The organism is Micromonospora sp. NPDC047620 (assembly GCF_043205005.1).
Classification (GTDB): domain Bacteria; phylum Actinomycetota; class Actinomycetes; order Mycobacteriales; family Micromonosporaceae; genus Micromonospora.
Genome location: NZ_JBIDDG010000006.1, coordinates 166,794 through 190,688, shown reverse-complemented (window position 1 = coordinate 190,688; position 23,895 = coordinate 166,794). Strand labels below are relative to the sequence as shown.

At 76.0% G+C, this 23,895-nt stretch carries 19 protein-coding genes and 1 pseudogene; 6 read left to right on the top strand and 14 right to left on the bottom strand.

The window, feature by feature from the left end; translation table 11 throughout:
* Nucleotides 1-136: 136 nt before the first annotated feature.
* From ACGF5C_RS09460 to ACGF5C_RS09445, 4 genes are all read right to left on the bottom strand, one after another.
* Nucleotides 137-1,738 carry a right-handed parallel beta-helix repeat-containing protein gene (locus ACGF5C_RS09460; RefSeq protein ID WP_393298818.1) on the bottom strand — a complete coding sequence of 534 codons (1,602 nt, stop codon included), beginning with the start codon at nucleotides 1,736-1,738 and terminating at the stop codon, nucleotides 137-139.
* A gap of 194 nt (nucleotides 1,739-1,932) precedes the next feature.
* Nucleotides 1,933-3,963 (bottom strand): amino acid transporter, encoded by a 2,031-nt coding sequence (locus tag ACGF5C_RS09455; RefSeq protein WP_393299155.1) that lies wholly within the window; start codon nucleotides 3,961-3,963, stop codon nucleotides 1,933-1,935.
* Nucleotides 3,964-4,443: 480 nt separating this feature from the next.
* Nucleotides 4,444-5,214: a DUF5995 family protein gene (locus ACGF5C_RS09450; protein ID WP_393298815.1), complete on the bottom strand. Its 771-nt coding sequence runs from the start codon at nucleotides 5,212-5,214 to the stop codon at nucleotides 4,444-4,446.
* Between the two features lie 107 nt (nucleotides 5,215-5,321).
* Nucleotides 5,322-8,216, bottom strand: a complete 2,895-nt coding sequence (locus ACGF5C_RS09445) for a helix-turn-helix transcriptional regulator (RefSeq protein WP_393298812.1) — start codon at nucleotides 8,214-8,216, stop codon at nucleotides 5,322-5,324.
* Between the two features lie 261 nt (nucleotides 8,217-8,477).
* On the opposite strand from ACGF5C_RS09445, the gene ACGF5C_RS09440 reads away from it, so the two are divergent.
* Together ACGF5C_RS09440 and ACGF5C_RS09435 are read left to right on the top strand one after the other, a co-directional pair.
* Entirely contained in the window at nucleotides 8,478-10,559 is a 2,082-nt protein-coding gene (locus ACGF5C_RS09440) for an AAA family ATPase (RefSeq protein WP_393298809.1), read from the top strand.
* Nucleotides 10,560-10,668: 109 nt separating this feature from the next.
* Nucleotides 10,669-11,561 (top strand): annotated as a pseudogene (locus ACGF5C_RS09435) (aldo/keto reductase).
* Nucleotides 11,562-11,657: 96 nt separating this feature from the next.
* On the opposite strand, the gene ACGF5C_RS09430 reads toward ACGF5C_RS09435, so the two are convergent.
* The 7 genes from ACGF5C_RS09430 to ACGF5C_RS09400 all read right to left on the bottom strand — a co-directional run bounded on the left by ACGF5C_RS09430 (nucleotide 11,658) and on the right by ACGF5C_RS09400 (nucleotide 17,416).
* Nucleotides 11,658-12,224, bottom strand: a complete 567-nt coding sequence (locus ACGF5C_RS09430; RefSeq protein WP_393298806.1) for a dienelactone hydrolase family protein — start codon at nucleotides 12,222-12,224, stop codon at nucleotides 11,658-11,660.
* Between the two features lie 58 nt (nucleotides 12,225-12,282).
* The gene (locus ACGF5C_RS09425; protein ID WP_393298803.1) at nucleotides 12,283-13,392 is read right to left on the bottom strand and encodes a nucleotide disphospho-sugar-binding domain-containing protein; all 1,110 of its coding nucleotides are present in this window, start codon (nucleotides 13,390-13,392) and stop codon (nucleotides 12,283-12,285) included.
* Between the two features lie 73 nt (nucleotides 13,393-13,465).
* Nucleotides 13,466-13,873, bottom strand: a complete 408-nt coding sequence (gene paaI / locus ACGF5C_RS09420) for a hydroxyphenylacetyl-CoA thioesterase PaaI (protein WP_393298800.1) — start codon at nucleotides 13,871-13,873, stop codon at nucleotides 13,466-13,468.
* A 1-nt stretch (nucleotide 13,874) separates the two neighbouring features.
* Entirely contained in the window at nucleotides 13,875-15,182 is a 1,308-nt protein-coding gene (gene paaK / locus ACGF5C_RS09415) for a phenylacetate--CoA ligase PaaK (RefSeq protein ID WP_393298797.1), read from the bottom strand.
* Between the two features lie 160 nt (nucleotides 15,183-15,342).
* A complete protein-coding gene (locus ACGF5C_RS09410; protein ID WP_393298794.1) occupies nucleotides 15,343-16,308 on the bottom strand; it encodes a zinc-binding dehydrogenase in 966 nt (321 codons plus the stop codon).
* A 91-nt stretch (nucleotides 16,309-16,399) separates the two neighbouring features.
* Nucleotides 16,400-16,840 carry a DUF6766 family protein gene (locus ACGF5C_RS09405; protein WP_393298791.1) on the bottom strand — a complete coding sequence of 147 codons (441 nt, stop codon included), beginning with the start codon at nucleotides 16,838-16,840 and terminating at the stop codon, nucleotides 16,400-16,402.
* A 126-nt stretch (nucleotides 16,841-16,966) separates the two neighbouring features.
* Nucleotides 16,967-17,416, bottom strand: coding sequence for a MarR family winged helix-turn-helix transcriptional regulator (locus ACGF5C_RS09400; RefSeq protein WP_393298788.1), 450 nt, complete (start codon nucleotides 17,414-17,416; stop codon nucleotides 16,967-16,969).
* A 138-nt stretch (nucleotides 17,417-17,554) separates the two neighbouring features.
* Here ACGF5C_RS09400 and ACGF5C_RS09395 point away from each other — a divergent pair, with 138 nt between their 5' ends.
* The 4 genes from ACGF5C_RS09395 to crcB all read left to right on the top strand — a co-directional run bounded on the left by ACGF5C_RS09395 (nucleotide 17,555) and on the right by crcB (nucleotide 20,606).
* On the top strand, nucleotides 17,555-18,775 hold the full coding sequence (locus tag ACGF5C_RS09395; RefSeq protein WP_393298785.1) for an MFS transporter: 1,221 nt from the start codon (nucleotides 17,555-17,557) through the stop codon (nucleotides 18,773-18,775).
* Between the two features lie 138 nt (nucleotides 18,776-18,913).
* Nucleotides 18,914-19,672 (top strand): class I SAM-dependent methyltransferase, encoded by a 759-nt coding sequence (locus tag ACGF5C_RS09390; protein WP_393298782.1) that lies wholly within the window; start codon nucleotides 18,914-18,916, stop codon nucleotides 19,670-19,672.
* Nucleotides 19,673-19,740: 68 nt separating this feature from the next.
* Nucleotides 19,741-20,247 carry a fluoride efflux transporter FluC gene (locus tag ACGF5C_RS09385; RefSeq protein WP_393298779.1) on the top strand — a complete coding sequence of 169 codons (507 nt, stop codon included), beginning with the start codon at nucleotides 19,741-19,743 and terminating at the stop codon, nucleotides 20,245-20,247.
* Nucleotides 20,244-20,606, top strand: coding sequence for a fluoride efflux transporter CrcB (gene crcB / locus ACGF5C_RS09380; RefSeq protein ID WP_393298776.1), 363 nt, complete (start codon nucleotides 20,244-20,246; stop codon nucleotides 20,604-20,606). Before ACGF5C_RS09385 ends, crcB begins: the two co-directional genes overlap by 4 nt.
* Here the strand turns inward: crcB and cobA are convergent.
* The 3 genes from cobA to ACGF5C_RS09365 are packed head-to-tail and all read right to left on the bottom strand — an operon-like array spanning nucleotide 20,576 to nucleotide 23,864.
* A complete protein-coding gene (gene cobA / locus ACGF5C_RS09375; protein ID WP_393298773.1) occupies nucleotides 20,576-22,285 on the bottom strand; it encodes a uroporphyrinogen-III C-methyltransferase in 1,710 nt (569 codons plus the stop codon). The genes crcB and cobA overlap by 31 nt on opposite strands.
* Nucleotides 22,282-22,875, bottom strand: a complete 594-nt coding sequence (locus ACGF5C_RS09370) for a precorrin-8X methylmutase (RefSeq protein ID WP_393298770.1) — start codon at nucleotides 22,873-22,875, stop codon at nucleotides 22,282-22,284. Before ACGF5C_RS09370 ends, cobA begins: the two co-directional genes overlap by 4 nt.
* Nucleotides 22,872-23,864: a HoxN/HupN/NixA family nickel/cobalt transporter gene (locus ACGF5C_RS09365; protein ID WP_393299152.1), complete on the bottom strand. Its 993-nt coding sequence runs from the start codon at nucleotides 23,862-23,864 to the stop codon at nucleotides 22,872-22,874. Before ACGF5C_RS09365 ends, ACGF5C_RS09370 begins: the two co-directional genes overlap by 4 nt.
* Nucleotides 23,865-23,895: the final 31 nt, after the last annotated feature.

Here is a 23,895-nt window from a genome sequence, read left to right as displayed (position 1 = left end):
CGAGCTCGGACGGACGGCGAACGGAGGGGCGCCATCAGGACGGCGGGCACGCGACGAGGGGCGCACCCGGCCCGCGCCGCCGAGGATCCTCACGATCGTCGGGAGCGGGGCCGGCTGCGCCCCTCGGGGCGGCCGGTCAGCGGAAGCAGTTGGCCACCGGCACCCGGCTGCCCTCGCAGTTGGTGGACTCGTTGTCGATGATGTCGGTCTCGTCGTCGACCCTGACCCGGGCCTTGTCGGCGAAGAGGCCGCCCGGCTTCACCGTGGCAGTGTTGTCGGCCACCTGGCTGCGGTAGAGGGAGACCTGGCCCTGGGTCACGAACACCCCGCCGCCCTTCGACGCCGCGCCGACGGCGTGGTTCCGGTCGACCTCGCTGTGGCGGACCAGCAGGTTGGACTTCGCGGCGTAGATCCCGCCGCCGGCGCCCCGGGCGGTGTTGCCGGCGACGACGCTGTCGTCGAGCGGGAGCAGGCCCTGGGAGGTGGAGATGCCGCCGCCGTTGCCGGTGGCGGTGTTGTCGCGCACCTCCAGGCCGCGCAGGAAGATCAGGGCGTCCGAGTTGGCGATGCCCCCACCGGTCTGGGCGGTGTTGCCGAGCACCTTGCTGTCGGCCACCCTGGTGCGGGCCGAGAAGCTGGCGATGCCGCCGCCCTGCGCCGCGTTGTTGTGCGCGAAGGTGCTCTTCTGCACCTCGGCGGCCCCGCGGTAGTTGCCGAGGCCGCCGCCGTACGCGACGGCGGTGTTGTTCCGGAAGTCCGACGTGCGCAGGCTCAGCACGCCGCCGTTGAGCAGGCCCCCGCCCTTGCCCGCCTTGCCGGCGGCGTGGTTGCCGACGAACGTGCTGTCGACGACCACCATGTTGCCGTCGTTGAAGATCCCGCCACCGCCGCCCTCCGCGGAGAGGGAGGTGCTGCCGACGACGGTGGTGCGCTCGACCACGGCCGACGCGCCGTGCACGACGTGGATGCTGCCGCCCTCGGCGGCGGAGAGGCCGTTGCGCAGCACGACGTCGGAGAGGGTCAGTTCCCCGCCGTCGCGGACGGTGAAGAACCGGAACGCCTCGGCGTGCACGTCCCGCTCGATGGTGGCGCCCTCGCCCCGGATCGTGATCGGGTGGTAGATGACCGGCAGCCCCGCCCGGTCGTGCTGCGGGTTGCGCGGCGGCGCCTCGGCGTCGCCCGGGTTCTCCGCGCTGTCGGCCGCCTCCCGGGCGTCCCGGATCCCGCCGTCGTAGTCGTCGGGCTGCTGGAAGGCGTGCGTCAGCTCGTACGTGCACTTCGGCGCGAGCCGCAGGTGGGCGCCGCCCTCGGCGTTGGCCCGGACCAGCGCGGCGATGAGCTTCGACGAGTCGCACGGCACCGCGACCTCCCCGCGGCGCCCGCCCCCGGGCCCCCGGTCCCGGCCCTCCTCCCCGCCCCGGTGCTCCCCGGCGGAGTCGCCCGACCAGTCGCCGGAGGGCTCCCCGGCGGCAGCCCCGGAGGGGTCGCCGGAGGGTTGCCCGCCGAGGGCGGCGCGGCCCTGCTCGCGGCGGTCGTCGCGGTGCCCCGCGCCGGAGTCGTCGCCGCGCAGCACCAGGGACGGCGTGTCCGACGCGGTGGGCAGCGCTCGTTCCGCGGCCACCGCGGCGCCGCCCGCCACCCCGGCCGCCAGGGTGCCCGCCACGAGCCCACCGGCTAAGAACCATCGGGACCGCCGCCTGGCTGGTGTCGCTCGCCGGTTCCCTTGATACGTCGACATCAGGCTTTCCTGCCTCTCACGTGCATGACACGACCGGCCCGAACCGGGCGCGGGGCGACCGACATCCCGACAGCCACCGAACGCCACGATACGAGCGAAATTCAGGCAAGTCAGTCGAAGATGAATAAACGTATGATTCATCTCGTGAGGGCGGAGAACGTTCGCGCGACCCCGAGGCCGGCACGGGTGCCGGGTCAGCCGCCGACGTGGATGCCCGGCCGGCGCGTCGGGTCCGGCTCGGACTTGCGGAGGATCTCCCGGACCACCGGCGGGGTGTCGCCGCGACCGAGGATGAGGTAGCGCAGCAGGTGCGCGAGGGGGTTCCCCTCGGACCACTCGAAGTGGGCGTGCGGGCGGACGCCGGTGGCGTCGCGCAACGCCAGGAGGATCGCCGCGATGGCGTTCGGCGCCGCCGGGCTGCTGGCCCGCAGCACCCGGAAGCCCCCGACCTCCACGCCGTGGACCCGCAGCACCTGGCTGAACTCGGACGGGTCGACCACGTCGATCTCCAGGAACAGGATGTCGCCCTCGCCGGGGACCGGGTTCATCGCCCGCTGCGCCCGCTCCTTGATCGTGTACTCCTTCACCGCGCCCCGGGCCCGCTTGTGGGCGATGAGGTGCAGCCGGCCGTCGTGCGCCAGCGAGTCGGCGACGAACCGGCGGGCCGGCTCGTCGAACTCGATCCGCTCCGTACGCAGCTCGGTGGTCCGGCTCACCCGCGAGACCAGCGAGACCGCGACGATGCCGAGGATGAACAGGACCGAGATGGTGATGCCGTCCGGCTTGGCGATGGCGTTCTCGGCCAGGGCGTACAGCAGGACCAGGGTGAGCACGGCGAAGCCCACGGCGGCGACGCGCTCCCGGCGGCGGGCCGCGGAGATGGTGACCGCCACGGCGGCGGAGACCATCATGGCGAGGATCCCGGTGGCGTACGCCCCGGCCTGGTCGTTGACGTCGGCCCGGAACACCACGGTGATCGCGATGCTGACCAACGTGTAGACGATCACGACCGGCCGCACCGCGCGGGCCCACTCCGGCGCCATGCCGTAGGTGGGCAGGTAGCGGGGCACGATGTTGATCAGGCCGGCCATCGCGGAGGCGCCGGCGAACCAGAGGATGAGCGCGCTGCTGACGTCGTAGACGGTGCCGAAGACCTCGCCGACGTGCTCGTGGGCGAGGTACGCCAGCGCCCGGCCGTTGGCGGCCCCGCCCGGCCCGAACTCACCGGGAGGGATCAGGACCGTGGTCACGAGCGAGGTCGAGACCAGGTAGACCGACATGACGAGGGCGGCGGTGGCGAGCATCCTGCGGGTGTTGCGGATCCGCGCGGCCAACCGGGCCGCGCGGTCCGGCCCGTCCCCGGCCACCAGCGGCATCATGCTGACCCCGGTCTCGAAACCGGAGAGCCCGAGCACCAGCAGCGGGAAGGCCAGCACGGCTGTCGCCGCCACCTCGCCGGGGCCCCGGCCCGCGCTCAGCGCCGAGGTCCAGCCCGCCAGCGTTCCCCGGTCCGCCGCGATCTCGGCCACCGAGACCGCGACGACCACCGCGTTCAGCGCCAGGAAGACGGCGACCAGCGGGATGGCCACCGCCACCGCCTCCCGGAAGCCGAGCAGGAAGACGCCGCCGAGGACCAGCAGCAGCACGACGGTGACGCCGACGGCGACCGCCGTTCCGCCGACGCCCTCGGGCAGCAGCGGATTCTCCAGCAGGTGCACCGTGGCGTCGGCCGAGGAGAGGGTGATCGTGATGATCCAGGAGGTGGCCACGAAGCCGAGCAGGACCAGCACGAAGAGCTTGCCCCGCCAGAACGGCAGCAGCCGTTCCAGCATCGCCACCGAGCCCTGCCCGTGCGGGCTCTCCCGGGCCACCCGCCGGTACATCGGCAGCATGCCGAGCAGCGTCAGCGCGACGATCAGCAGGGTGGCCAGCGGGGAGAGCGCCCCAGCCGCGATCGCCGCGATCCCCGGCAGGTACGACAGGGTGGAGAAGTAGTCCACCCCGGTCAGGCACATGACCTGCCACCAGGCGTGCGAGCGGGCCTGGCCCTCCGCCGACTCGGGGCCCACCGGCTGCACCCGGTGCACCAACAGCCACCGTCGCAGCGGGCTGGGCGGCGCCACCGGCCGGCTGGGGCTGGCCACGACCTCCGGGACGGCGACCGGGCGACCCGCGCGGCGGCCGGGGCGGGTGGGATCGCGCGCGGCGCGCAGCTCCCCGTCCATTCCGCCGCGCGGCGGACGGCGGCCGCGCGTACGCCGCGACCCCGCCCCGTGCTCGTCAGCCATCCCCCGTCCCCGCCCCTCGGTCGTCCTGACCCGACCGTAGGCGGTCCCCCGCCGGCCGCCCGCCGGAACGGCGAACCCGGAACGCCCTTCCGTCGCAGGCGGGAGGGCGTTCCGCACAGACCGACCGGCGACGCCAGCCCGGCCGTCAGCCACCGGCCAGCGGGCGTACCCCGGGCGGGTCCCGCCGGCCGGCCGGATCACGTACGCCCGGACGGGCCACTGCCTGGGCACCGCGATCTCGACGTCCCGGTTCGGCACGCCGCCCCGGGTCGCCGGCGCGACCAGCATTGGTGGAGGGCGGGCGGGCAGGGACGGACCGGCCGTGCGCGCGGGGCGGGGCCACCGGCGGCGCGGACACGGACGCGTCCCCGCGCTCCGCCGTGTGCCGGTGCGGAGCGCGGGGACCCCCCGTCCCGGCTACTGCAGGAACGCCCCGAGGGGCGAGAGCAGCAGCCGGCCGAGCGCCGCGGCGGTGTCGTCCAACCGCGCGCGCTCACACTCGTGGGCGGCCGGGTCGTGCCGGCACCGCCAGATCTTCTGCGCGTTGCGCCAGGCGACGTCGCGGGTGTACTCGACCAGTTCCCCCTGGTACCAGTCGTCGATGTCGCCGTTGAGCATGTCGATGAGCAGCTGCCACCGCTCCAGGTAGCCGCGCCGCAGGCCGGGGATCTTGTCCGCGAAGATGTTGTTGATCTCGAGGTAGTCGCGATGCTGCTCGGTGCCGTCGACCGGCTCCGACTCCAGGCTGTCGAACGTGGTCACCAGCGCGAACGGCAGGTCGAAGTTGATGTGCGCGTTCACCCCGGCGGCCGCCGACGGCAGCGGGCGGGCGTCCGGCCCGCGCATCCGTTCGAACAGACACGTCCAGGCCTTCGGCGTACCCGGGCTGGAGTCGGTCCACAGCCGCATCGCGTCGAAGTAGCGCGCGGCGAACTCCACGTCGAGCCGCGACAGGAACACGGGGTCGGAGAACCGGTCGTCGTAGAGCCCGTTCAGCACGCTCTCGGTGATCGTCAGATAGAGCTTGTTGAAGTCGGCCAGCGGGCAGCTCGCCTCCAACGGAGGCAGCCGGACCAGCAGGTCCTGGAGCTTGGTGAGGTGGTCGACCACCGCCGGCACGTCGGCGGGGTGGTCGGCGAGCAGGTCGACGACGTCCCGATGCACGGGTCCCCACGCCGGTTCCGTCATCTCTCCTCCACAGTGGTTCCCGGCACCCCGTGCCGTCGGCGACGCTGCACAGCCTGCCAGCCGAGGACCGTCGGGCGGATCAGTAGAACGACGTATCCGTACGCGCGTCAGGCGGGCCGGCTACGCAGGAAGATGGCGCTGGCCTGCACCCGGGTGCGGACCTGGAGCTTGTCGAAGATGTGCGAGACGTGCACGCCGATGGTCCGCTCGCTGATGAACAACCGCTGGCCGATCTCCCGGTTCGTCAGCCCCTCGGCGACGGCGGCGAGCACCTCCCGCTCCCGCGCGGTCAGCACCGCCAACTCGTCGCCGTCCGGGCCGGCGGTCGGCTCGCCCGCGGCAGGCCGGTCCTCCAGCGCCACCCGGGCCCGGCCCGCGAGGGTCCGGATCTCCGAGGTCAGCGGCACCGCGCCGAGCCCCTGCGCCACCTGGTACGCCTGCCGCAGCAGCTTGCCCGCCGTGGCGCTGCGGCTGCGCCGGGCCAGCAGCGCCTCGGCCTGACGCAGCCGCGAGTAGGCCGCCGGGTAGGGGTGGTGGCGCCGATCCCACTGCGCCACGGACCGGGCCCACAGCTCCGGGTCGCTGCCGTCGAGGCGGCTCACCTCGGCGGCGCACAGCGCCAGGAACCCGTCGACCACGTCGCGCACCGGGCGGGCCGCGTGCTCGCTCTTGCGGGCCACCCGGTCGGCCACCTCCCGCAGCCGCCGCACCGCGGTGTCGTCCACCGCGATCGTCCGGCTGGCGTGCGCCTCCGCCTCGGCCCGCAGGCCGTGCCACACCAGCGCGGCGAGGATGCCCACGTCGTCGGAGCGGCTCTCGGTCAGGCCGCGCTGCACCGCCTGCCGGGCGAGGTCGTGCCGGCCCTGCCACATGGCCAGCCCCGCCCGCAGCGTGAGCAGCGGAATCACATGCCGCGCCCCGCCGCCGGCGAGCACCGTGGCCACGGCGTCCAGGTCGCGGTCGGCGGCCGCGATGTCGCCGTAGCCCACCGACAGCCGGCAGCGGGCCAGCAGCAGCTCGACCGCGTCCGCGCCGGAGGGGCGGTGCCGCAGCGCCGCCGCGACGACCTTCTCCGCCTCCGCCCACTGGCCCACGCGGAACAGCCCGTTGGTGGCGATGGCCAGCAGCCGGGTCTCCCAGGTGCGGCCGAGGCCCAGCTCGGCCACCCGCTCGGCACCCCGGCGGGCGACGACGACGCCCTCCTCCAGCACGTTCAGCGGCCCGGTCAACAGCTCGGCCAGGTGCAGGTACGCGCAGGCCACGTCCTCGGGGCGGCCGGAGCGCTCGGCGGTCTCCAGCGCCCGGCGCATCACCGCCAGCCCGGCGTCCGGGTCCTCCAGGTACGCCTCAGAGAACCCGAGGGCCGCGCTGGCCAGCACGACCTCCGACGTGGAGCCCTCGACCGCGGCGGACAGCTTCAGCGCCTCCCGGGCCCGCCGGCCGGCGTCGGCGTACCGGCCGAGGTGCAGCAGCAGCTCGGCCAGGTGGGCGGCGGCGGTGGCGCGTTCCCGGGGAGTGCAGTCGGCGGCCTCCAGGGCCCGCCGGTATTCCGCCTCGGCGAGCGCCGACCGGCCGGCGGCGGCCAGGTAGCGGGCCCGCCGGATGTGCAGCGCACAGGTCGACCGATCGGCGCCGGAGCCGGCCAACTCCTCGAGCAGGGTCAGCGCGCGGGCGTGCTCGCCGCAGTGGTGGGCGGCCTCGGCGGCGCGCTCCAGCAGGGTCACCCGGTCCACGTCCAGCGGCCCCCCGCCGGGCGAGCCGGCCAGCTGCAACGCGACCGACCAGTGCCGGTGCGCCTCGGCCCAGCCGTGCAGCCGCTCGGCCTCCCGGGCCGCCGCCGTCGCCGCCGGCAGCGCCCGCGCCGGCTCACCGGCCAGCCGCCAGTGGTGCGCCAGGCGGGCCTGGTGCAGCTCCGCCGGGGCCGACGTGAGCGCCTCGGCGTAGCGGCGGTGCAGGGCGGCCCGCTCGGCGGGCAGCAGCTCGTGCTCCAGCACCTCGGCGACCAGCCGGTGCCGCAGCCGGTAGCCGTCGTCCGCGCCCACCAGCAGCCGGTGCGCGACGGCCGCGCGGACGGCCTCGATCAGCTCGTCCTCGGGCAGCCGGGTCACCCGCGCCAGCAGCCAGTGCTCCACCGGCTCGACGCCGGCCGCGACCGCGTGCACCACGGCGTGCGCGTGCTGGGGCAGCGCGTCGACCCGGGCCAGGAAGATCTCGCGCAGCGTGTCGGAGAGGCCGTCCCGGCCGTCGCGCAGGTCGCGGGCCAACTCCTCCACCACGAACGGGTTGCCGCCGCTGCGCCGCCACACCAGCTCCGCCGCCTCAGGCGCGAGCGGTCGGCCGACCACGGCGGCGGCGAGCTGGTCGGTGCCGGCCCGGTCCAACGGGACCAGGTCGAGCACCCGCACCGAGCGCAGCCGACGCAGCTCGGTGAGCACCCGGCGCAGCGGGTGCGCGCCCTGCAACGACTCGGCCCGCACCGCGGCGAGCACGGACAACTGGAGGTCGCCGAGGCCGGCGAGCAGATAGAGCAGCAACTGTCGGGTGCTGCGGTCGACCCACTGGAGGTCGTCCAGCACGAGCACCAGCGGACGCCCCTCGGCGATCAGGTGCAGCCCCCGGGAGACCCGCTCCAGCAGCGCCCCGGCGCCGTCCGGGCCGGCGGTCTCGTCGGCGAACATCTGCAGGAGGCCGCGGACGGCCGAGGACGTCCGGGCGTGGGAGCCGGTCAGCTCGGCGTCGAAGCGGCGCAACGCCTGCAGCAGCGGGTGCAGCGGCGACGCGTCGCCGATGTCCAGACAGGAGCCGGTGAGCACCAGGGCGCCCGCGTCGCGCAGCCGGGCGCCCACCTCGCGCAGCAGCCGGGTCTTGCCCACGCCGCTCTCGCCGGTGAGGAAGACGGCGGCGGTGTGCCCCTGCGCGACCTCGTCGAGCAGCGCGGACCGTACCGTCGTCACCAGGTCGGCCCGGCCGACGAGCGGTGCGGCGTCCACATCGCTGGCCATGGCACGCAGCCTAGTCACACGTCCGCGCACCGTTCTACGGGTCTTCTGCCCCTGTGGCACTCGTCGCGTCGACATTGCGACCGGAGGTTGCGGCTGGCCGACATACGTCGTTCTGCAGATCCCCCGTCGGCCCGCAGGTGACAGTGTCCGAGGAGTCGGCAGGCAACGGGAGGAAAGGCGGGTGCGATGCCCATGCTCACCATCGTCGCCGGTCCGCAACGTGTCGCGTCGGCAGGCTGGCCGGTGCCGGAGGAGAGACGCATGGTCACCGTGCTGTTCGCCGACATCGTCGGGTCGACCGCGCTCGTCGACCGGCTCGACCCCGAGGACGTACGGGCCCTGCAGCGCGCCTACTTCGCCACCGTCGCCGGGGTGCTGCGCCGGTGGCACGGGGTGGTCGAGAAGTACGTCGGCGACGCGGTCATGGCGCTGTTCGGGGCGCGCGAGTCCGACGGGTTCGACGCGTACCGGGCGGTGCGGGCGGCGCTGGACATCCAGCGGGCCCTCGACCGGCGCCCCGTGCCCGGCGCGCCGCGGCTGCGGGTCCGGGTCGGGGTGGCCACCGGCGAGGCGCTGGTGGACCTCGCCGCGACACACGACGGCGGGCACGGCGCGGCCAGCGGCGCGGTGACCAGCACCGCCGCCCGGTTGCAGGAGTACGCCCCGCCCGGCGGCGTGGCGCTCTGCGCGGCCACCCACCGGGCCACCGTGGGGCTGATCGACCAGCGCCGCGTGCCGCCGGTGGCCCTCGCCGGCAAGGCGCTGCCGGTGGACGTGTGGCACGCCACCGGCGCCACCCGCCCGGCCCCGGCCCCGCACGAGGGCCCGCTGGTCGGGCGACGGCGGGAACTGGCCACCGCCCGGGACCTGATCGTCCGCGCCGTGCGGGACCGCAGCCCGCGCTGGCTGTCGCTGGTCGGTCCCGCCGGCAGCGGGCGCAGCCGGCTGCTGCACGAGCTGCGGCGCGCCGTCCCGACCGTGGACGACGTGCCGGTGCGCTGGTGCGTCGCGCACTGCCCGCCGTGCCCGGAGGCGCTGGCGCCCGTCGCCGACCTGGTGCGCGGGGCCGCCGGCCTCCGCGCGGACGACCCACCTCCGGTCGTACGCCGTCGGCTCGCCGCCGCCCTCGCGGGCCTGGTGCCGCCCGCCGGCCTGACCGAGGCGGTGTCCGCGCTGGAAGGACTCCTGGCGCGCCCGGACGCCGCCCGCGAGGCCGCGCGGGGCGCCGAGGTGGCGCGGGAGGTGCTGCTGTCGCTCGCCGCCCGGGAGCCGCTGGTGGTGGCGGTGGACGACCTCGACCGGGCCACCGGGGAGCTGAACCGCTTCCTGCACCGGCTCTTCGCGGCGGCCACCGCCCGGTCCCTTCCGCTGGCGGTCGTGGCGCTGCACCGTCCCGAGTGGGCGGACGTGCTGCCCGGGGCCCGGGACCGCCGGCACCGGCTGGACGTGCCGCCGCTGCGCCCGGTGGAGACCGGCCGGCTGCTGCGTCACCTGCTGCGCCGGGCCGACCGGCCGGCGGCGGAGGCCGCGCGCCTGCTGCCGCTGGCCGGGGGCAGCCCCGGCCGGGCCGCCGCGTACGTGGCGTCGCTCGACGTGGCGCCGACCGACGTGGCGCCGACCGACGTGGCGCCGACCGCGCTGCTGCCCGTGCCCGAGTCGGTGCGCCGGGAGGTGGACGCCCGGCTGGACCGCCTCGACGGCGTCCGGCGGGCGGCGCTGACGGCGGTGGCGGCCCTCGGCGTCGCGGCCCTCGGCGCGGGGGTCACCGCGTCGGCGGTGGGGCGCCTGCTCGGCTGGTCGCCCGCCCGGGCGGTGCCGGAGCTGCGCGCCCTCGCCGCCTCGGGCCTGCTGGTCTGCCGCGCCGGCGGCGGGTACGCGGTCGCCGACCCGGTGCTGCGCGAGGTCGCGTACGCCCGGCTGCCGAGGGCGGTGCGGGCCGCGATCGCCGGGTGGGCCGGGCAGCCGGCGGATGCGGTGGCGCCGGCCCGCCGGCCCGCCGCGGCGGCCGCAACCGCGTCGGAGGCCGCCCCGGCCTCCGCCGTGCCCGTCGGCCCGGTCGGTGCGCACGCCGTCGGCCGGCAGCCGCTACCCAGCCCCGCCACCACCTCCGGCGCCCCCTGGCCGACCGGGTCGGGCCCGGCTCCCGCAGGCGCGCGGACGGACCGGGCGGGACGTTCCGGGGCCGGACGCGTCGTGGACCTTTCCGGGTGGACGGCCGACCCGGACGCGCCCGTCGAACACGACCGCGCCCCGTCGGCCGGGGCGGCACGGTCGGACCGGCGGAGGCGCCGCGAAGGGAGGTCGGCGTGGGGGCTGCCGCGCGGGACGCCGGCGGCGGCGTGACGGAGGGGCCTCATCTCCCCCACGATCCACATTAAGCCCGTGCCGGCCCGGGCGGTATCGGGCGGCTGACCGAGTGCGCGGGCCGGGTCCGCTTGGCTAGCTTCGCCCGATGCCTGTCGAAGAGACCACCGCCTCCGCCGCCGGCACCTGGACCCTCGGCGACCGCACCGTGCACCGGATGGGTTTCGGGTCGATGCGGCTGACCGTCGACCCGGACCGGGCGCGCGCCGTCCGCGTCCTGCGCCGGGCGGTCGAGCTCGGCGTCAACCACATCGACACCGCCGCCTTCTACGTCTCGCCGGGCGGGCCGCTCGGCGTCGGCACCGGCCCGCGCCGGTACGCCACCGAACTCATCCGGGAGGCGCTCGCGCCGTACCCGGACGACCTGGTCATCACCACGAAGGTCGGGCCGTCGTTCGACGCGGCGAACCGGCACCGGGAGCTGACCCCGGCCGAGCTGCGCCGGGAGGTGGAGGAGAACCTGCGCCGCCTCGGCCGGGACCACCTGGACGTGGTCAACCTGCGGATCGTCCGGCGCGAGGGGCGGGACTCGGTGGCGGAGCGTTTCGCCGCCCTCGCCGAGCTGCGCGACGCCGGGCTGATCCGGCACCTCGGCCTGTCCAACGTGCGGGTGGCCACCTGGACGAGGCGCAGGCCGTCGCGCCGGTGGTCTGCGTGCAGAACGCGTACGCCCTCGACGCGAACCGGTGGGCCGACGACCTGCTGCGGGTCTGCGGCGAGCGCGGGGTGGCCTTCGTGCCGTTCTTCGCGATCGCCGGCGCCGGGCGGGAGGCGGGCGCGACCGGCGAGCACGACGACGCGGTGCGCGCGGTGGCCCGCGCCCACGGGGTGACCCCACACCAGGTCCGCCTGGCGTGGACGCTGCACCGGGGGCGGCACGTGCTGGCCATCCCCGGCACCGGCGACCCGGAGCACCTGGCGCAGAACGTGGCGGCCGGCGCGATCCGGCTCTCCGCCGGCGACCTGGCCCGCCTCGGCTGAGGGCCCGGCCGGCCCCGCTCGTCTCGGCTGGGCGGCCCCGTCGGGCCCGGCCCGCCTCGGGTGGGCGGGCCGGCGGCCCGCCCCGTGGGAGTCCGGTCAGCGGTCGGCGAGGAAGGCGATGGCCCGCTCCCAGGTCTGCGCGGCGGCCGTCGCGTCATGGTCGGGCAGGTGCGGGTCGGTGTAGAGGTGCCCGACGCCGGGATAACGGTGGACGGACAGCTCCGCGCCGGCGTCGGTCATCGCCCGCCGCCACTGCGCGACCTCCGGCTCCGCGTCGTACTCGTCCGGGTCGCCCAGGTGCAGCTGCACCGGCAGGCCCGGCCGGACCGACTCCGGCTCGCCGCCGACGCCGGAGAGCAGCAACAGCGCCGCCGCGTCGGGGCGCTCGGCGAGCATCGCGCCGGCCACCCCCGCGCCCATCGAGAAGCCGGCCAGCACCGCGTCGGCCGGCGCCTCGCGCAGGGCCTCCCGTGCCCGGTCCAGCACGGCCTCCTGGCCGATCTTGCGGAGCAGGGCGAAGCCGTCCTCCACCGTCGCGGCGGCCGGCGCGCCGTAGAGGTCGGGCGTGACGACCGTGTGCCCGGCGGCGCGCAGCCGGTCGGCGGCGGTCAGCACGGCCGGCCGCAACCCGTAGACGGAGTGAAACAGCACGACATGTCCCATGGAGGCATCCTGCCCCACACCCCCGACCGGAACGGGCCGCCGCGCGGGCGGGACGGCCTCAGCGCAGCGACTCCAGCCGCCGCACCAGCTCCGCCGGCCCCGGCATCGCGGCGATCTCGGCGCTGACCTGCCTCGCCGCGTCGCGCAGCGCCGGATCGCCGACCAGCCGGGTCAGCGTGTCGGCGGTGATGTCGCGGGCCCGGACCGCGATTCCCGCGCCGCGCGCCGCCACCAGCTCGGCGTTGTGCCGCCGGTCGCCGGGCCCGACGGTGGCCAGCTGCGGCACCCCCGCGGTCAGCGCGGTGAACACGCTGCCCGCGCCGCCGTGGTGGACCAGCGCCGCGCTCGCCGGCAGGGCCTCGGCGAGCGGAATCCAGTCGACGGTGCGCACGTTGCCGGGCAGCGCCCGGCGGGCCAGCCGCGCGTCCGGGCGGACCAGGACGAACTCGGCGTCGACCCGGTCGGCGGCGGCGACGACCGCCGGCATCGGCCCGGCGCTGCCGGGGCCGGCGACGGTGCTGCGGCTGACCAGCACCCGCGGGCGCTCCCCCGGCTCGCGCAGCCAGCCCGGCAACTCGCCACCGCCGGCGTGGGCGGCGTAGCGCATGGGCCAGCCGTCCTGGTGCCGCACGCTGGGCGGGGCGACGGCGATCGCGGCGGCCGGGGGCGGCAGCTCCGTCAGGCCGTGCCGGCGCAGGGCCCCGCCCAGTCGCGCGAGGGTGACCCGGACCAGCTCCCGGCCGTCGAAGAGGGCGTTCTCCTGGCGTACGGCGGGCACGCCGCGCGTCGCTGCGGCGAGCGCCCCGGCCACCGCGAACGGCTCGTGGACCACCAGGTCGGGCTTCCACCGAGCGGCGACGGCGACCACCCCGTCGGCGATCTGGTCGTTGACCGCGCCGAAGAGCAGCGCCGCGCCCCGGGTGCCGGCCGTGCCGGCCAGCTCGGCCCGGGCGATCAGCGGGTGGCGCAGCATGACGCGCCGGGCGATCCGGCCGAAGTCGAACGCCGGCGCGACATCGTGCACCGGCAGCCCGGACCGCTCCGCCCGCAGGCCGTCGGCGGCGGTGGCGACGAGCACCTCGTGCCCGGCGTCGCGCAGCGCGGCGGCCAGCGGCAGCAGGGGGAAGACGTGCCCGATCAACGGCGCGGAGACCACCAGCACTCGCACCGCCCCGATGTTAGCCGCGCCGGTAACGCCCGTGGGGGCAGCGAGGTCGGGCGCATCGGCGGCGGCGCGAGGCTCAGCCGGCGGGCGCCGGCAGGGTGCGGCTGCGGCCCCGGAACTCGGCGACCACCTCGCCGCCGTCGCGGGTGACGGTGACGTCGTAGATGCCGCTGCGGCCGTACCGGGTGCGCTCGGTGGCGCGGGCGGTCAGCAGGTCGCCCTCGCGGGCGGGACGGACGAAGGTGATCTCGCCGCCGGCGGCGACGGTGACCGGACCGTGGCTGTTGCAGGCCAGCGCGAAGGCGGTGTCGGCGAGCAGGAAGACGAAGCCGCCGTGGGCGATCGCGTGACCGTTGACCATCGCACCGGTCACCCGCATCCGGGCCACCGCCGCCCCGTCGGCGGCGTCCACCAGCTCGATGCCGAGCCCCTTCGACGCCGCGTCGGCGTCGAACATGTCGTACGCGGCGTTGCGCCCCGCCATGTCAGCCACCCCGCCGCTGGTCGACGATCCGCCGCATCTTGCCCATCGACCGCTCCACCCCGTCCGGGGCGACCACCTCGACCGCCACGCTCACTCCGATCGTGTTCTTGACCAGCCCGACCAGCGCCCCGCCGGCCCGCTCGGCGGCCTCGACGGCCACCCCCGCCCGCCGCTCCACCCGGACGGTCAGCGTGTCCATCCGCCCCTCCCGCCCGAGGACGCACTGGAAGTGCGGCGAGAGCTGCGGCGTACGCAGGATCAGCTCCTCGATCTGGGTGGGGAAGACGTTCACCCCGCGCACGATCATCATGTCGTCGCTGCGCCCGGTGATCTTCTCGATCCGGCGCATCGGGCGGGCGGTGCCGGGCAGCAGCCGGGTCAGGTCGCGGGTCCGGTAGCGGACGACCGGCATGGCCTCCTTCGTGAGCGAGGTGAGCACCAACTCGCCGCGCTCACCGTCGGGGAGCACCTCCCCGGTGACCGGGTCGACGATCTCCGGATAGAAGTGGTCCTCCCACAGGTGCGGCCCGTCCTTGGTCTCCACGCACTCGTTGGCCACGCCCGGGCCCATCACCTCGGACAGGCCGTAGACGTCCACGGCGTGCATGTCGAGGCGCTGTTCCATCTCCCGGCGCATGTCCTCGGTCCACGGCTCCGCGCCGAAGACCCCGACCTGGAGCGAGGTGGCGCGTGGGTCGATCCCCTGCCGCTCCATCTCGTCCACGATCGCGAGCATGTAGCTGGGGGTCACCATGATCACCTCCGGCTCGAAGTCCCGGATCAGCGTCACCTGGCGTTCGGTCATCCCGCCGGAGACGGGGATGACGATGCAGCCCAGTTCCTCCGCGCCGTAGTGCGCGCCGAGCCCGCCGGTGAACAGCCCGTAGCCGTACGCGACGTGCACGCGGTCGCCGGGGCGGCCGCCGGCGGCCCGGATCGACCGGGCCATCAGCCGGGCCCAGGTCCGCAGGTCGTCGGCGGTGTAACCGACCACCGTCGGCCGGCCGGTGGTGCCGGAGGAGGCGTGCACCCGGGCGATGCGTTCGCGCGGCACGGCGAACATGCCGAACGGGTAGTTCTCCCGCAGCTCCGCCTTGCCGGTGAACGGGAAGCGGGCCAGGTCGGCCAGGTCCCGGCAGTCGTCGGGGTGCACCCCGGCGGCGTCGAAGGCACGGCGGTAGTGCGGCACGTTGTCGTACGCGTGCCGCAGCGACCAGCGCAGCCGCTCCCGCTGCACCGCCCGCAGCTCGTCGACGCTCGCCCGCTCGATCGGCTCCAGGTCCTCCGGGCGCGGGGTGCGGTCCTGCATCGGTGCCTCCTGCACGTCACGCTGGCGCGGCGGCGGGGGTCGCGTACCGACACCTCCGGATCGCCCCGGAACCGGGCCGCCCCGCCCGCCGATCTTGGTACCGTACGCCGGCCGGCGGCGCGGCACCACCGGCGGCCGGGACGGCCGGCGGGCCCGGCGGTCAGACGGTGAGCAGCGTCTTGCCGATCGCGGCACGCTCCTCGATCGCCCGGTGGGCGTCGGCGGCCCGGTGCAACGGGAAGGTCTGGCCGACCAGGGGCGCGATCCGCCCCGCCGCCGTCGCGTCGAGCGCGGCCCGCAGGTGCCGGCGCGCCTGCTCGGGAGTGAACTGGACGTCGCCGATGCCGGTGACGGTGATGCCCCGGGCGCGCGCGGCCTCGGCGGCGGGCACCGCGAACTCCCCGGCCGGGGTGCCGTGCGCGGAGAACCTCCCGCCGTCGCGCACCAGGTCGAACGCCGCCCGGCCGTAGTCGCCGCCGGCGCCGTCGAAGACGACATGCGGGCCGTCCGTCGCGGCCCGGACCCGCAGCGTCCAGTCCGGCTCGGCGTAGTCCACCAGGACGTCGGCGCCCAGCCGACGCAGCGCGTCGAGCTTGGCCGCGCCCCGGGCCGCCGCGACGACGAACCCGCCTCGGGCGCGGACCTCCTGCACGAGCACCACGCCGAGGCCGCCGGCGGCGGCGGTGACCAGCACGTGGTCCCCGGGGCGGACCGGCACCAGGTCGAGCAGGCCGAACGCGGTCGTCCCGTCGTGCAGCAGCGCCGCCGCGTCCGGCAGGGAGACCCCGTCGGGCACCGGCACCAGACCCTCGGCGGGCACCACGGCGCGTTCCAGGTAGCCGCCCCGCTCGTCGGTCCTGGTGACCACCCGCCGGCCGGTCCAGCCCGGGTCGATCCCCGCACCGACCGCACCGACGGTGCCGGCGACCCCGACCCCCGGCCGGTACGGCGGCCGGATGGGGAAGTACTTGCCGCCCTGCCCGCGCCGGATCATCGTCTCCACCCAGAGCACGTCCGCGACGGACACCTCGACCACGACCTCGTCCGGGCCGGGCACCGGCTCCGGGGCCTCGGTCAGGGCCAGCACCTCCGGCCCGCCGAACGTCGCCACCTCGATCACCCGCATGTCACCCTCCACATCGCTCGCCGACGTGGTCAAGCCTCGGAGGTGAAGCGGGATTGAGGTCAACGGGCGGCGCCGTGGCGCCGCCCACACGTCAGGGGTTCTCCGGGTCCAGGTCGCGCTCGCGCAGCAGCGCGTCCAGCTTGGCTTCGATCCGCTCGTCGGACTCTCGGGACTGGGAGGAGCCCCAGTAGTAGAACAGGGCCAGGCCGGCCGCCTGCCAGATGAGCTGGAGGAACTCGGACTGCCAGTTCTCGAAGGTGGAGGCGAGGAACTGCGGCAGGAAGTCCGCCCAGGCGAAGGACTGGCCGTGCTGGCTCGCCTCGTTGCTCTCCACCGCCGCCTGGAAGACGAACTGGCCGATCCAGGAGAACAGGAACAGCGCCCCGGTCACCAGCGCGAACGCGTACGCCCGGGGCCAGCGCGGCTTCCGGAACGGCGATCCCCCGGCCCGCCTGGCGTTGCGGCGCGGACTTCCCCCGTCCGACTCTGGACCGGCCGGACGCACGTGGGCCGGCGTCGTCGTATCCGCCATCACGACCCCCTCTCGACAATCCCCTGTCGGGCATGTGCCCCGGCTCGGCGCTGCCGAAACGGCGGGTTGGCGCGGCGGGACGGCGTGGCGTGCGTCGGTCGGCGTGGCGGCGTGGCGTGCGGTGGGTCAGCGGGACGCCGGGAGCCGGTGCAGCGCGTCGACCAGCGGGGCGAGCTCCGGTGCGGCCTCGGCCTCGGTCAGCGCCTCGGCCAGCACCCGGTCGTGGGTGGGCCGGGCCCGGGCGAGCAGCTCGCACCCGGCGGGGGTGAGCTCGGTGTAGATGCCGCGTCGGTCGTCGGCGCAGAGGACCCGGGTGAGCAGGCCGCGGCCCTCCAGGCGGGTGACCAGCCGGGTGGTGGCGCTGTCGGAGAGCGCGGCGGCCCGGGCCAGCTGCCGCATCCGCATGTGCCAGCCGTCCTGCCGGGAGAGCGCGTCGAGCACCGTGTACTCGACCACGGAGAGCTGGTGCCCGGCCTGGAGCGCGCGTTCCAGGGACGCCTCGATGAGGCCGTGCAGCGCGGCGAGGGTGCGCCAGCCCTGTGCGCGGACCTCCACGGCGTCGTCACCGATGCCCATCCGACCTCCTCGCGGTGTGACCCGGTCGACCCCCAGCCTAGCAGGCTTGCGCCGATATCCCGCGCGTGCAACTATTTCGTTGCTTCCGCGTGTAGTTGCATGCGCCAGCTATCTGCCTCTCTCCTGGAACGGAAGACCATGTCTGGACGGAACCGGTCCCTGCCCGGTGGACTGCTCGCGCTGGCCGTCGGCGCCTTCGGCATCGGCCTCACCGAGTTCGTGATCATGGGGCTGCTGCCCCAGGTGGCCGCCGACTTCGCGGTGACCGAATCGGTCGCCGGGTGGCTGATCTCCGGCTACGCGCTCAGCGTCGCGATCGGCGGCGTGGCGCTGACCGCGGCGGTCACCCGGCTGCCGCGCAAGCCGGTGCTGCTGGGCCTGATGGTGCTCTTCGTCATCGGCAACCTGCTCTCCGCCCTGGCCGACGGCTACGGCGTGATGATGGCCGGCCGGATCGTGGCCGCGCTCTGCCACGGGGCGTTCTTCGGCATCGGCGCCGTGGTCGCCGCCAGACTGGTCGCGCCGGCCCGGCGCGCGGGCGCCATCGCGCTGATGTTCGCCGGGCTGACCACGGCCAACGTGCTCGGCGTACCGTTCGGCACCTTCCTCGGCCAGCATCTCGGCTGGCGGTCGACGTTCTGGGCGATCACGGGCATCGGCGTGGTCGCGCTCGCCGGCCTGGCCCTGCTCGTCCCGGCCCGCCCGACCGGCGACGCCGACCGACCCGCCGACGGGCTCCGCGGCGAGCTGCGCGCCTTCACCCACCCGCAGGTGTGGCTGTCGCTCGCGGTGACCGTTCTCGGCTTCGGCGGCATGTTCGGCGCGTTCACCTACATCGCGTACACCCTGACCGAGGTCAGCGGCTTCGCCACCGGGACAGTGCCGTGGCTGCTGGTGCTCTTCGGGGTGGGCCTGTTCGCGGGGAACCTGCTCGGCGGTCGCGCCGCCGACGTGTCGTTGTCGCGCACCCTGGTCGTCGTGCTCGCGGCGCTGACCGTGGTGCTCGCGTTCTTCGCCCTGACCGCCGGCAGCCGGCCGCTCACCGTGGCCTCGCTGCTACTGATGGGCGGGTTCGGCTTCGCCACCGTTCCCCCGTTGCAGATGCGGATCATGCGGTACGCCCACCAGGCGCCGACGCTGGCCTCCGGGGCGAACATCGCGGCCTTCAACGTCGGCAACGCCCTCGGTGCGTGGGTGGGCGGGGCGACGATCGCGGCCGGGCTCGGCTACACCGCCCCGATCTGGGCGGGCGCGGCGGTCACCCTGGCCGGCCTGGGCGTGCTGCTGGCCGCCCTGCGACTGGCCCGCCGGCAGGCCACGGCGCGACCGGCGGAGCGGGGACTGGTCGCCTCGGCCTGACCGACCGGCGGCAGCGGGGCCGGCCGGACCGGGCCCCGCCGGCCCACCCGGACCATCTCGCTGCGACCTTCTCGCTGTTGCAAATTATTGGCAACAAGGTCTGGACAGCACTCCGGGGCGGTAACTAGCCTCATCGCCATGAGTCCTTACATCAGCAACGTCGCCGCCTGGCAGGAGAGCTGGGACCGGCAGCAGGAGGCGTACCTGCCGGACCGGGAGCACCGGTTCACCGCGATGCTCGACGCGGTCGAGGCGGTCCTCGACGGCGGGCGGCCCCGCCTGCTCGACCTGGCCGGCGGCACCGGCACCATCTCGGCCCGGGCGCTGCGCCGCTTCCCCGACGCCGAGATCACCCTGGTCGACCTCGATCCCGCGCTGCTGGCCATCGCCAGGGCGACGTTCGGCGACCGGGTCACCGTGGTCGAGGCCGACCTCGGGCAGCCGGAGTGGACGGCCGCGCTGCCGGTGCGGGAGTACGACGCGGTGCTCACCGCCACCGCGCTGCACTGGCTGCCGGGCGAGCGGCTGGCCCGCCTCTACGCCGAGCTGCGCGGCGTGCTGCGCCCGGGCGGGATCCTGCTCAACGCCGACCACATGCCCGACGACGCGCTGCCGGAGCTGACCAAGCGCCTGCTGGACAGCGCGCGGACCCGGCGCGAGGCCCGGTACGCCAGCGGCGCCGTGCTGTCCTGGTCGGACTGGTGGGAGCGGGCGGCTGCCGACCCGACGCTCGCCCCACTGGTGGAACGGCGGCGCGAGATCTACCCGACCGGGCACAGCCCGGAGTGGAACCCGCCGGCCTCCTGGCACCTGGCGGCGCTGACCGACGCCGGCTTCACCGAGGCCGGCGTGGTCTGGCGCGGCGGTGCCGACGCCGCCGTCGCGGCGGTCCGCTGACCCCGGCGCACCACGGCACGGGTCGGTCGTCCGCGGCCGACCCGGCGCTATGCTGCGGCGACGGCCGGATGGCGGCCGACGGCACCGTGGGAGGAGACGTGACCGGCCCGTCCGAGCCGTCGCGCGTCGACCCGGACGTCGACCTGCGGGTCCCGGCCGACCGCGACGAACTCACCGCGCACCCGGCGGCGGTGCTCGCCGCCGTCTCCGCCGGGGGTGCGCTCGGCGCGCTGTCCCGAGCCGGCCTGCAGGCCGCCGTCCCGCACTCCCCCGCCACGTTCGGCTGGGCCACCTTCGGCGTCAACGTGAGCGGGTGCCTGCTGATCGGGATCCTGATGGCGGTGCTCGGCCACGCCGGCGGCGGCCGGCCGCTGGCCCGCCCGTTCCTCGGCGTGGGCGTGCTCGGCGGGTACACGACCTTCTCCACCTACGCGGTCGACGCGCACCAGGCGCTGCTCGCCGGCGCCCCCGGCACCGCGCTGGCCTCCCTCGGCGCCACGCTGGTCGGCGCGCTGCTCGCCGTCTGGGCCGGCGAGGCCGCCGCCGGGCGGCTGCTCGCCCGGAGCGGCCGGTGACCGCCCTGCTCGTGGCGCTCGGCGCGGCGCTCGGCGCCCCGCTGCGCTACCTCACCGACCGGGCCGTGCAGGCCCGCTTCGGCACCGGGTTCCCGTGGGGCACGCTGACGGTCAACGTACTCGGGTCGCTGCTGCTCGGCACGGTCACCGGCCTGCCGGCGGACCCCGCACTCACGGCGCTGGTCGGCACCGGCTTCTGCGGGGCGCTGACCACGTGGTCCACCCTGAGCTACGAGACGCTGCGGCTGGCCCGGGCGGGCCGGCGACACGCCGCGCTGGCCAACGTGGCCCTCAGCGTCGCCGCCGGCCTCGCCGCGGCCACCGCCGGCTACGCCCTCGCCCGCGCGGCCACCGGCTGACCGGCCACCGTGCCGGTCTCCCGCAGCCGCACCACCGGTCCGAGCACGAACACCGCCGGCGGCCGGACGTCCTCGCGCGCGGCCAGCCCGCCCACCTCGTCCAGCCGGGCCGACCAGGTGCGCTGCCCCGGCTGGCCGCCGTCGGCCACGACGAGCACGGGGGTGTCCGGGGCGCGGCCGTGCTCCACCAGCACCGCCGCGATCTTGGCGATGGTGTCCACCGCCATCAGCAGCACCACGGTGCCCCGGGACCGGCCCAGCGCCACCCAGTCCACCAGGGAGTCGGGGTGCCCCGGCGGCAGGTGCCCGGAGACGACGGTGACGTCGTGGGCGACGCCCCGGTGGGTGACCGGGACGCCGGCCAGGGCCGGCGCGGCCACCGCGCTGCTCACCCCGGGGACCAGCACGGTCTCGACCCCGGCGGCGGCGCACGCCTGGACCTCCTCGTGGCCCCGGCCGAAGACGTACGGGTCGCCGCCCTTGAGCCGGACCACCCGCTTGCCCGCGCGGGCGTACGCGATCAGGGTGTCGTTGATGGTGTCCTGCGGCATCGACGGCCCGCGCGGCACCTTGGCGGCGTCGACCACCACCACGTCCGGGCGCAGCCCGGTGAGCAGCCCGCGCGGGGCGAGCCGGTCGGCGACCACCACGTCGGCGCTGTCCAGCAGGGCCTTCCCCCGTACGGTGATCAGGTCGTCGGGGCCGGGGCCGCCGCCCACCACCGCGACCTGTCCCGGGCGCAGGCCGGGCCGCTGGTCGTGGTGGTGGTGATGGTGATGGCCACCGTGGTGGTGGTCCCCGTGATGGTGGTGGCCGTGGCCGTCGACCGGGTCGTCGGGGTGGTCGTGCGGGGTCTGCGGCCGGCCCACCTTGTCGGCGAAGCCCGGCATCAGCACCCGGTACGCGCAGGTGTCGCAGTTCATCCGGATGTCGCCGCGGCGCGCCTCGGCGTGCCGTTCGAGGACGAGGTCGGCGAGGGCGTCGCAGTCGCCGATCAGGTCGGCCACCCGCACGTCCAGGTCGGGGTGGGCGGCGGCGAAGTCGGCCGACTGGGCGACGATCCGGTCCGGCAGCACGCCGGCGAAGAGGAAGTACGGCGCGACGACGATCCGCCGCGCGCCGAGCCGGCGCAGCCGGTCCAGCACCGCCGGCACCGACGGCTCGGCCAGCGAGATGAAGCCCGGCTCGACGCCGGCGTAGCCGCGCCCCTCCCAGAGCAGTCGGGCCACCTTGGCCACCTCGGCGTTGGCGTCCGGGTCGGTGGAGCCGCGCCCGATCAGCGCCACCCAGGTGCCGGCCCGGTCGGCGCCGGCCAGCGCGGCGTCGATGCGCTGCTCGATGGCGGTGTGCAGCAGCGGGTGCGGCCCCAGCGGCCGGCCGTAGACGTAGCTGAGCCCGGGGTGGCGCTGCCGCTCGCGGGCCAGCGCGGCGGGGATGTCGCCCTTGCCGTGGCCGGCGGCGGTCAACACCAGCGGCAGCGCCACCAGCGACCGGTGTCCCCGGTCGACGAGCGCGCCCACCGCGTCGGTCAGCGGCGGCCGGGACAGCTCGATGAAGCCGCCCTCGACGTCGCCGACGGCGCCGGCGGCGCGCCGGCGGACCCGCTCCACGAACGCCACGAACTGGTCGACCCCGGCCGCGCTGCGCGTGCCGTGCCCGACGATGACCAGAGCGGTCACTGCTCCTCCTCCTCCACGTACAGCAGGGCGTTGAGGGCGGCGGCGGCGACCGCCGAGCCGCCCTTCTCGCCCCGGTTGGACACCCCGGGTAGGCCGCTGGCCCGCAGCGCCGCCTTCGACTCGGCGGCGCCCACGAAGCCCACCGGCAGCCCGACGACCAGCGCCGGCCGGGCGTCCAGGGTGATCAGTTCCTCCAGCGCGGTCGGTGCGCAGCCGACCACCCACACCGCGCCGGGGCCGACCCGCTCCAGGGCGAGCCGCACCGCCGCCGCCGACCGGGTGATCCCGGCCGCGCGGGCCAGGTCGGCGGCGGCCGGCTCGGCGACCGGGCAGACGGTCTGCCGACCGGTGATGCCGGCGGCCACCATCGCGACGTCGGTGACCACCGGCGCGCCCGCGCGCAGGGCGGCCAGCCCGCCGGCCAGGGCCGCCTCGTCGCAGACCAGGTCGGTGACGTAGTCGAGGTCGGCGCTGGCGTGCACCACCCGCTCGGTGACGGCCCGGGTCAGCGGCGGCAGGTGCGCGAGGTCCACCCGGGAGCGCAGGATCCGGTACGACTCCCGCTCGATGGGGTGCACGACCCGGCTCACGGCCGCACCGCCCCGGCACCGTAGCGCTCGTCGTAGCGGCGCAGCTTCCACAGCGCCACCGCGCCGGCCCAGGCGAGCACGAAGAGCGCCACGACGGCGTACCCGAGCTGCTCGAAGTGGTCGGCGATCCCCGCGTACCGGGACAGCGCCGACAGCCCGAGGTGGTCGACCAGCAGCCCGGCGGCGTAGACGCTGGCGACCAGACCGCCGACCAGCACCGTCACCGCCGTGGTGGCCAGGTTGTAGTAGAGCCGCCGGGCCGGGTGCCGGTACGCCCACGAGTAGGCGCGGCTCATCAGCAGGCTGTCGGCGGTGTCCATGGCGGACATCCCGGCGGCGAAGAGCAGCGGCAGGGTGAGCAGGGCGAGCACGGGCAGCCCGCCGGCGGCGGCGGTACTCGCCGACAGGGCGAGCAGGGTCACCTCGCTGGCGGTCTCCAGGCCGAGGCCGAAGAGGAACCCGACCGGCGCCATGTGCCAGGAGGAGCGCACCAGCGCGCGGGCCCGGGAACCGAGCACCCGTTGCACCAGCCCCCGGTTGAGCAGGTGCAGGTCCAGTTCGCGCTCGTCCAGGTCGCCGTGGCGCAGCCGCCGCCACAGCCGCGCCAGGCCGGCCAGCACCGCCGCGTTGAGCACCGCGACCAGGGCGAGGAACAGCGTGGCGGTGAGGATCGCGACGGTCGCGCCCACCTCGCGGGCCTCGGCCAGCCCGGGGCCGGCGAGGTTGGCCGAGGCGAGGCCGACGACCAGCGCCAGCAGCAGCACCACCCCGCTGTGCCCGAGGGCGAAGAAGAAGCCGACGCCGACCGGGCGGCGACCGCGCAGCAGCATCAGCCGGGTGGTGTCGTCGATCGCCGCGATGTGGTCGGCGTCGAAGGCGTGCCGCACCCCGAGCAGGTACGCCAGCGTGCCGGCCCCGGCGAGGCCGCCGGCCGCGGCGGGCTGGTTGTTCCAGTACAGGTAGAGACTCCAGCCGGCGACGTGCAGCACGGCGACGGCGAGCACGATGCCGCCGAGGCGT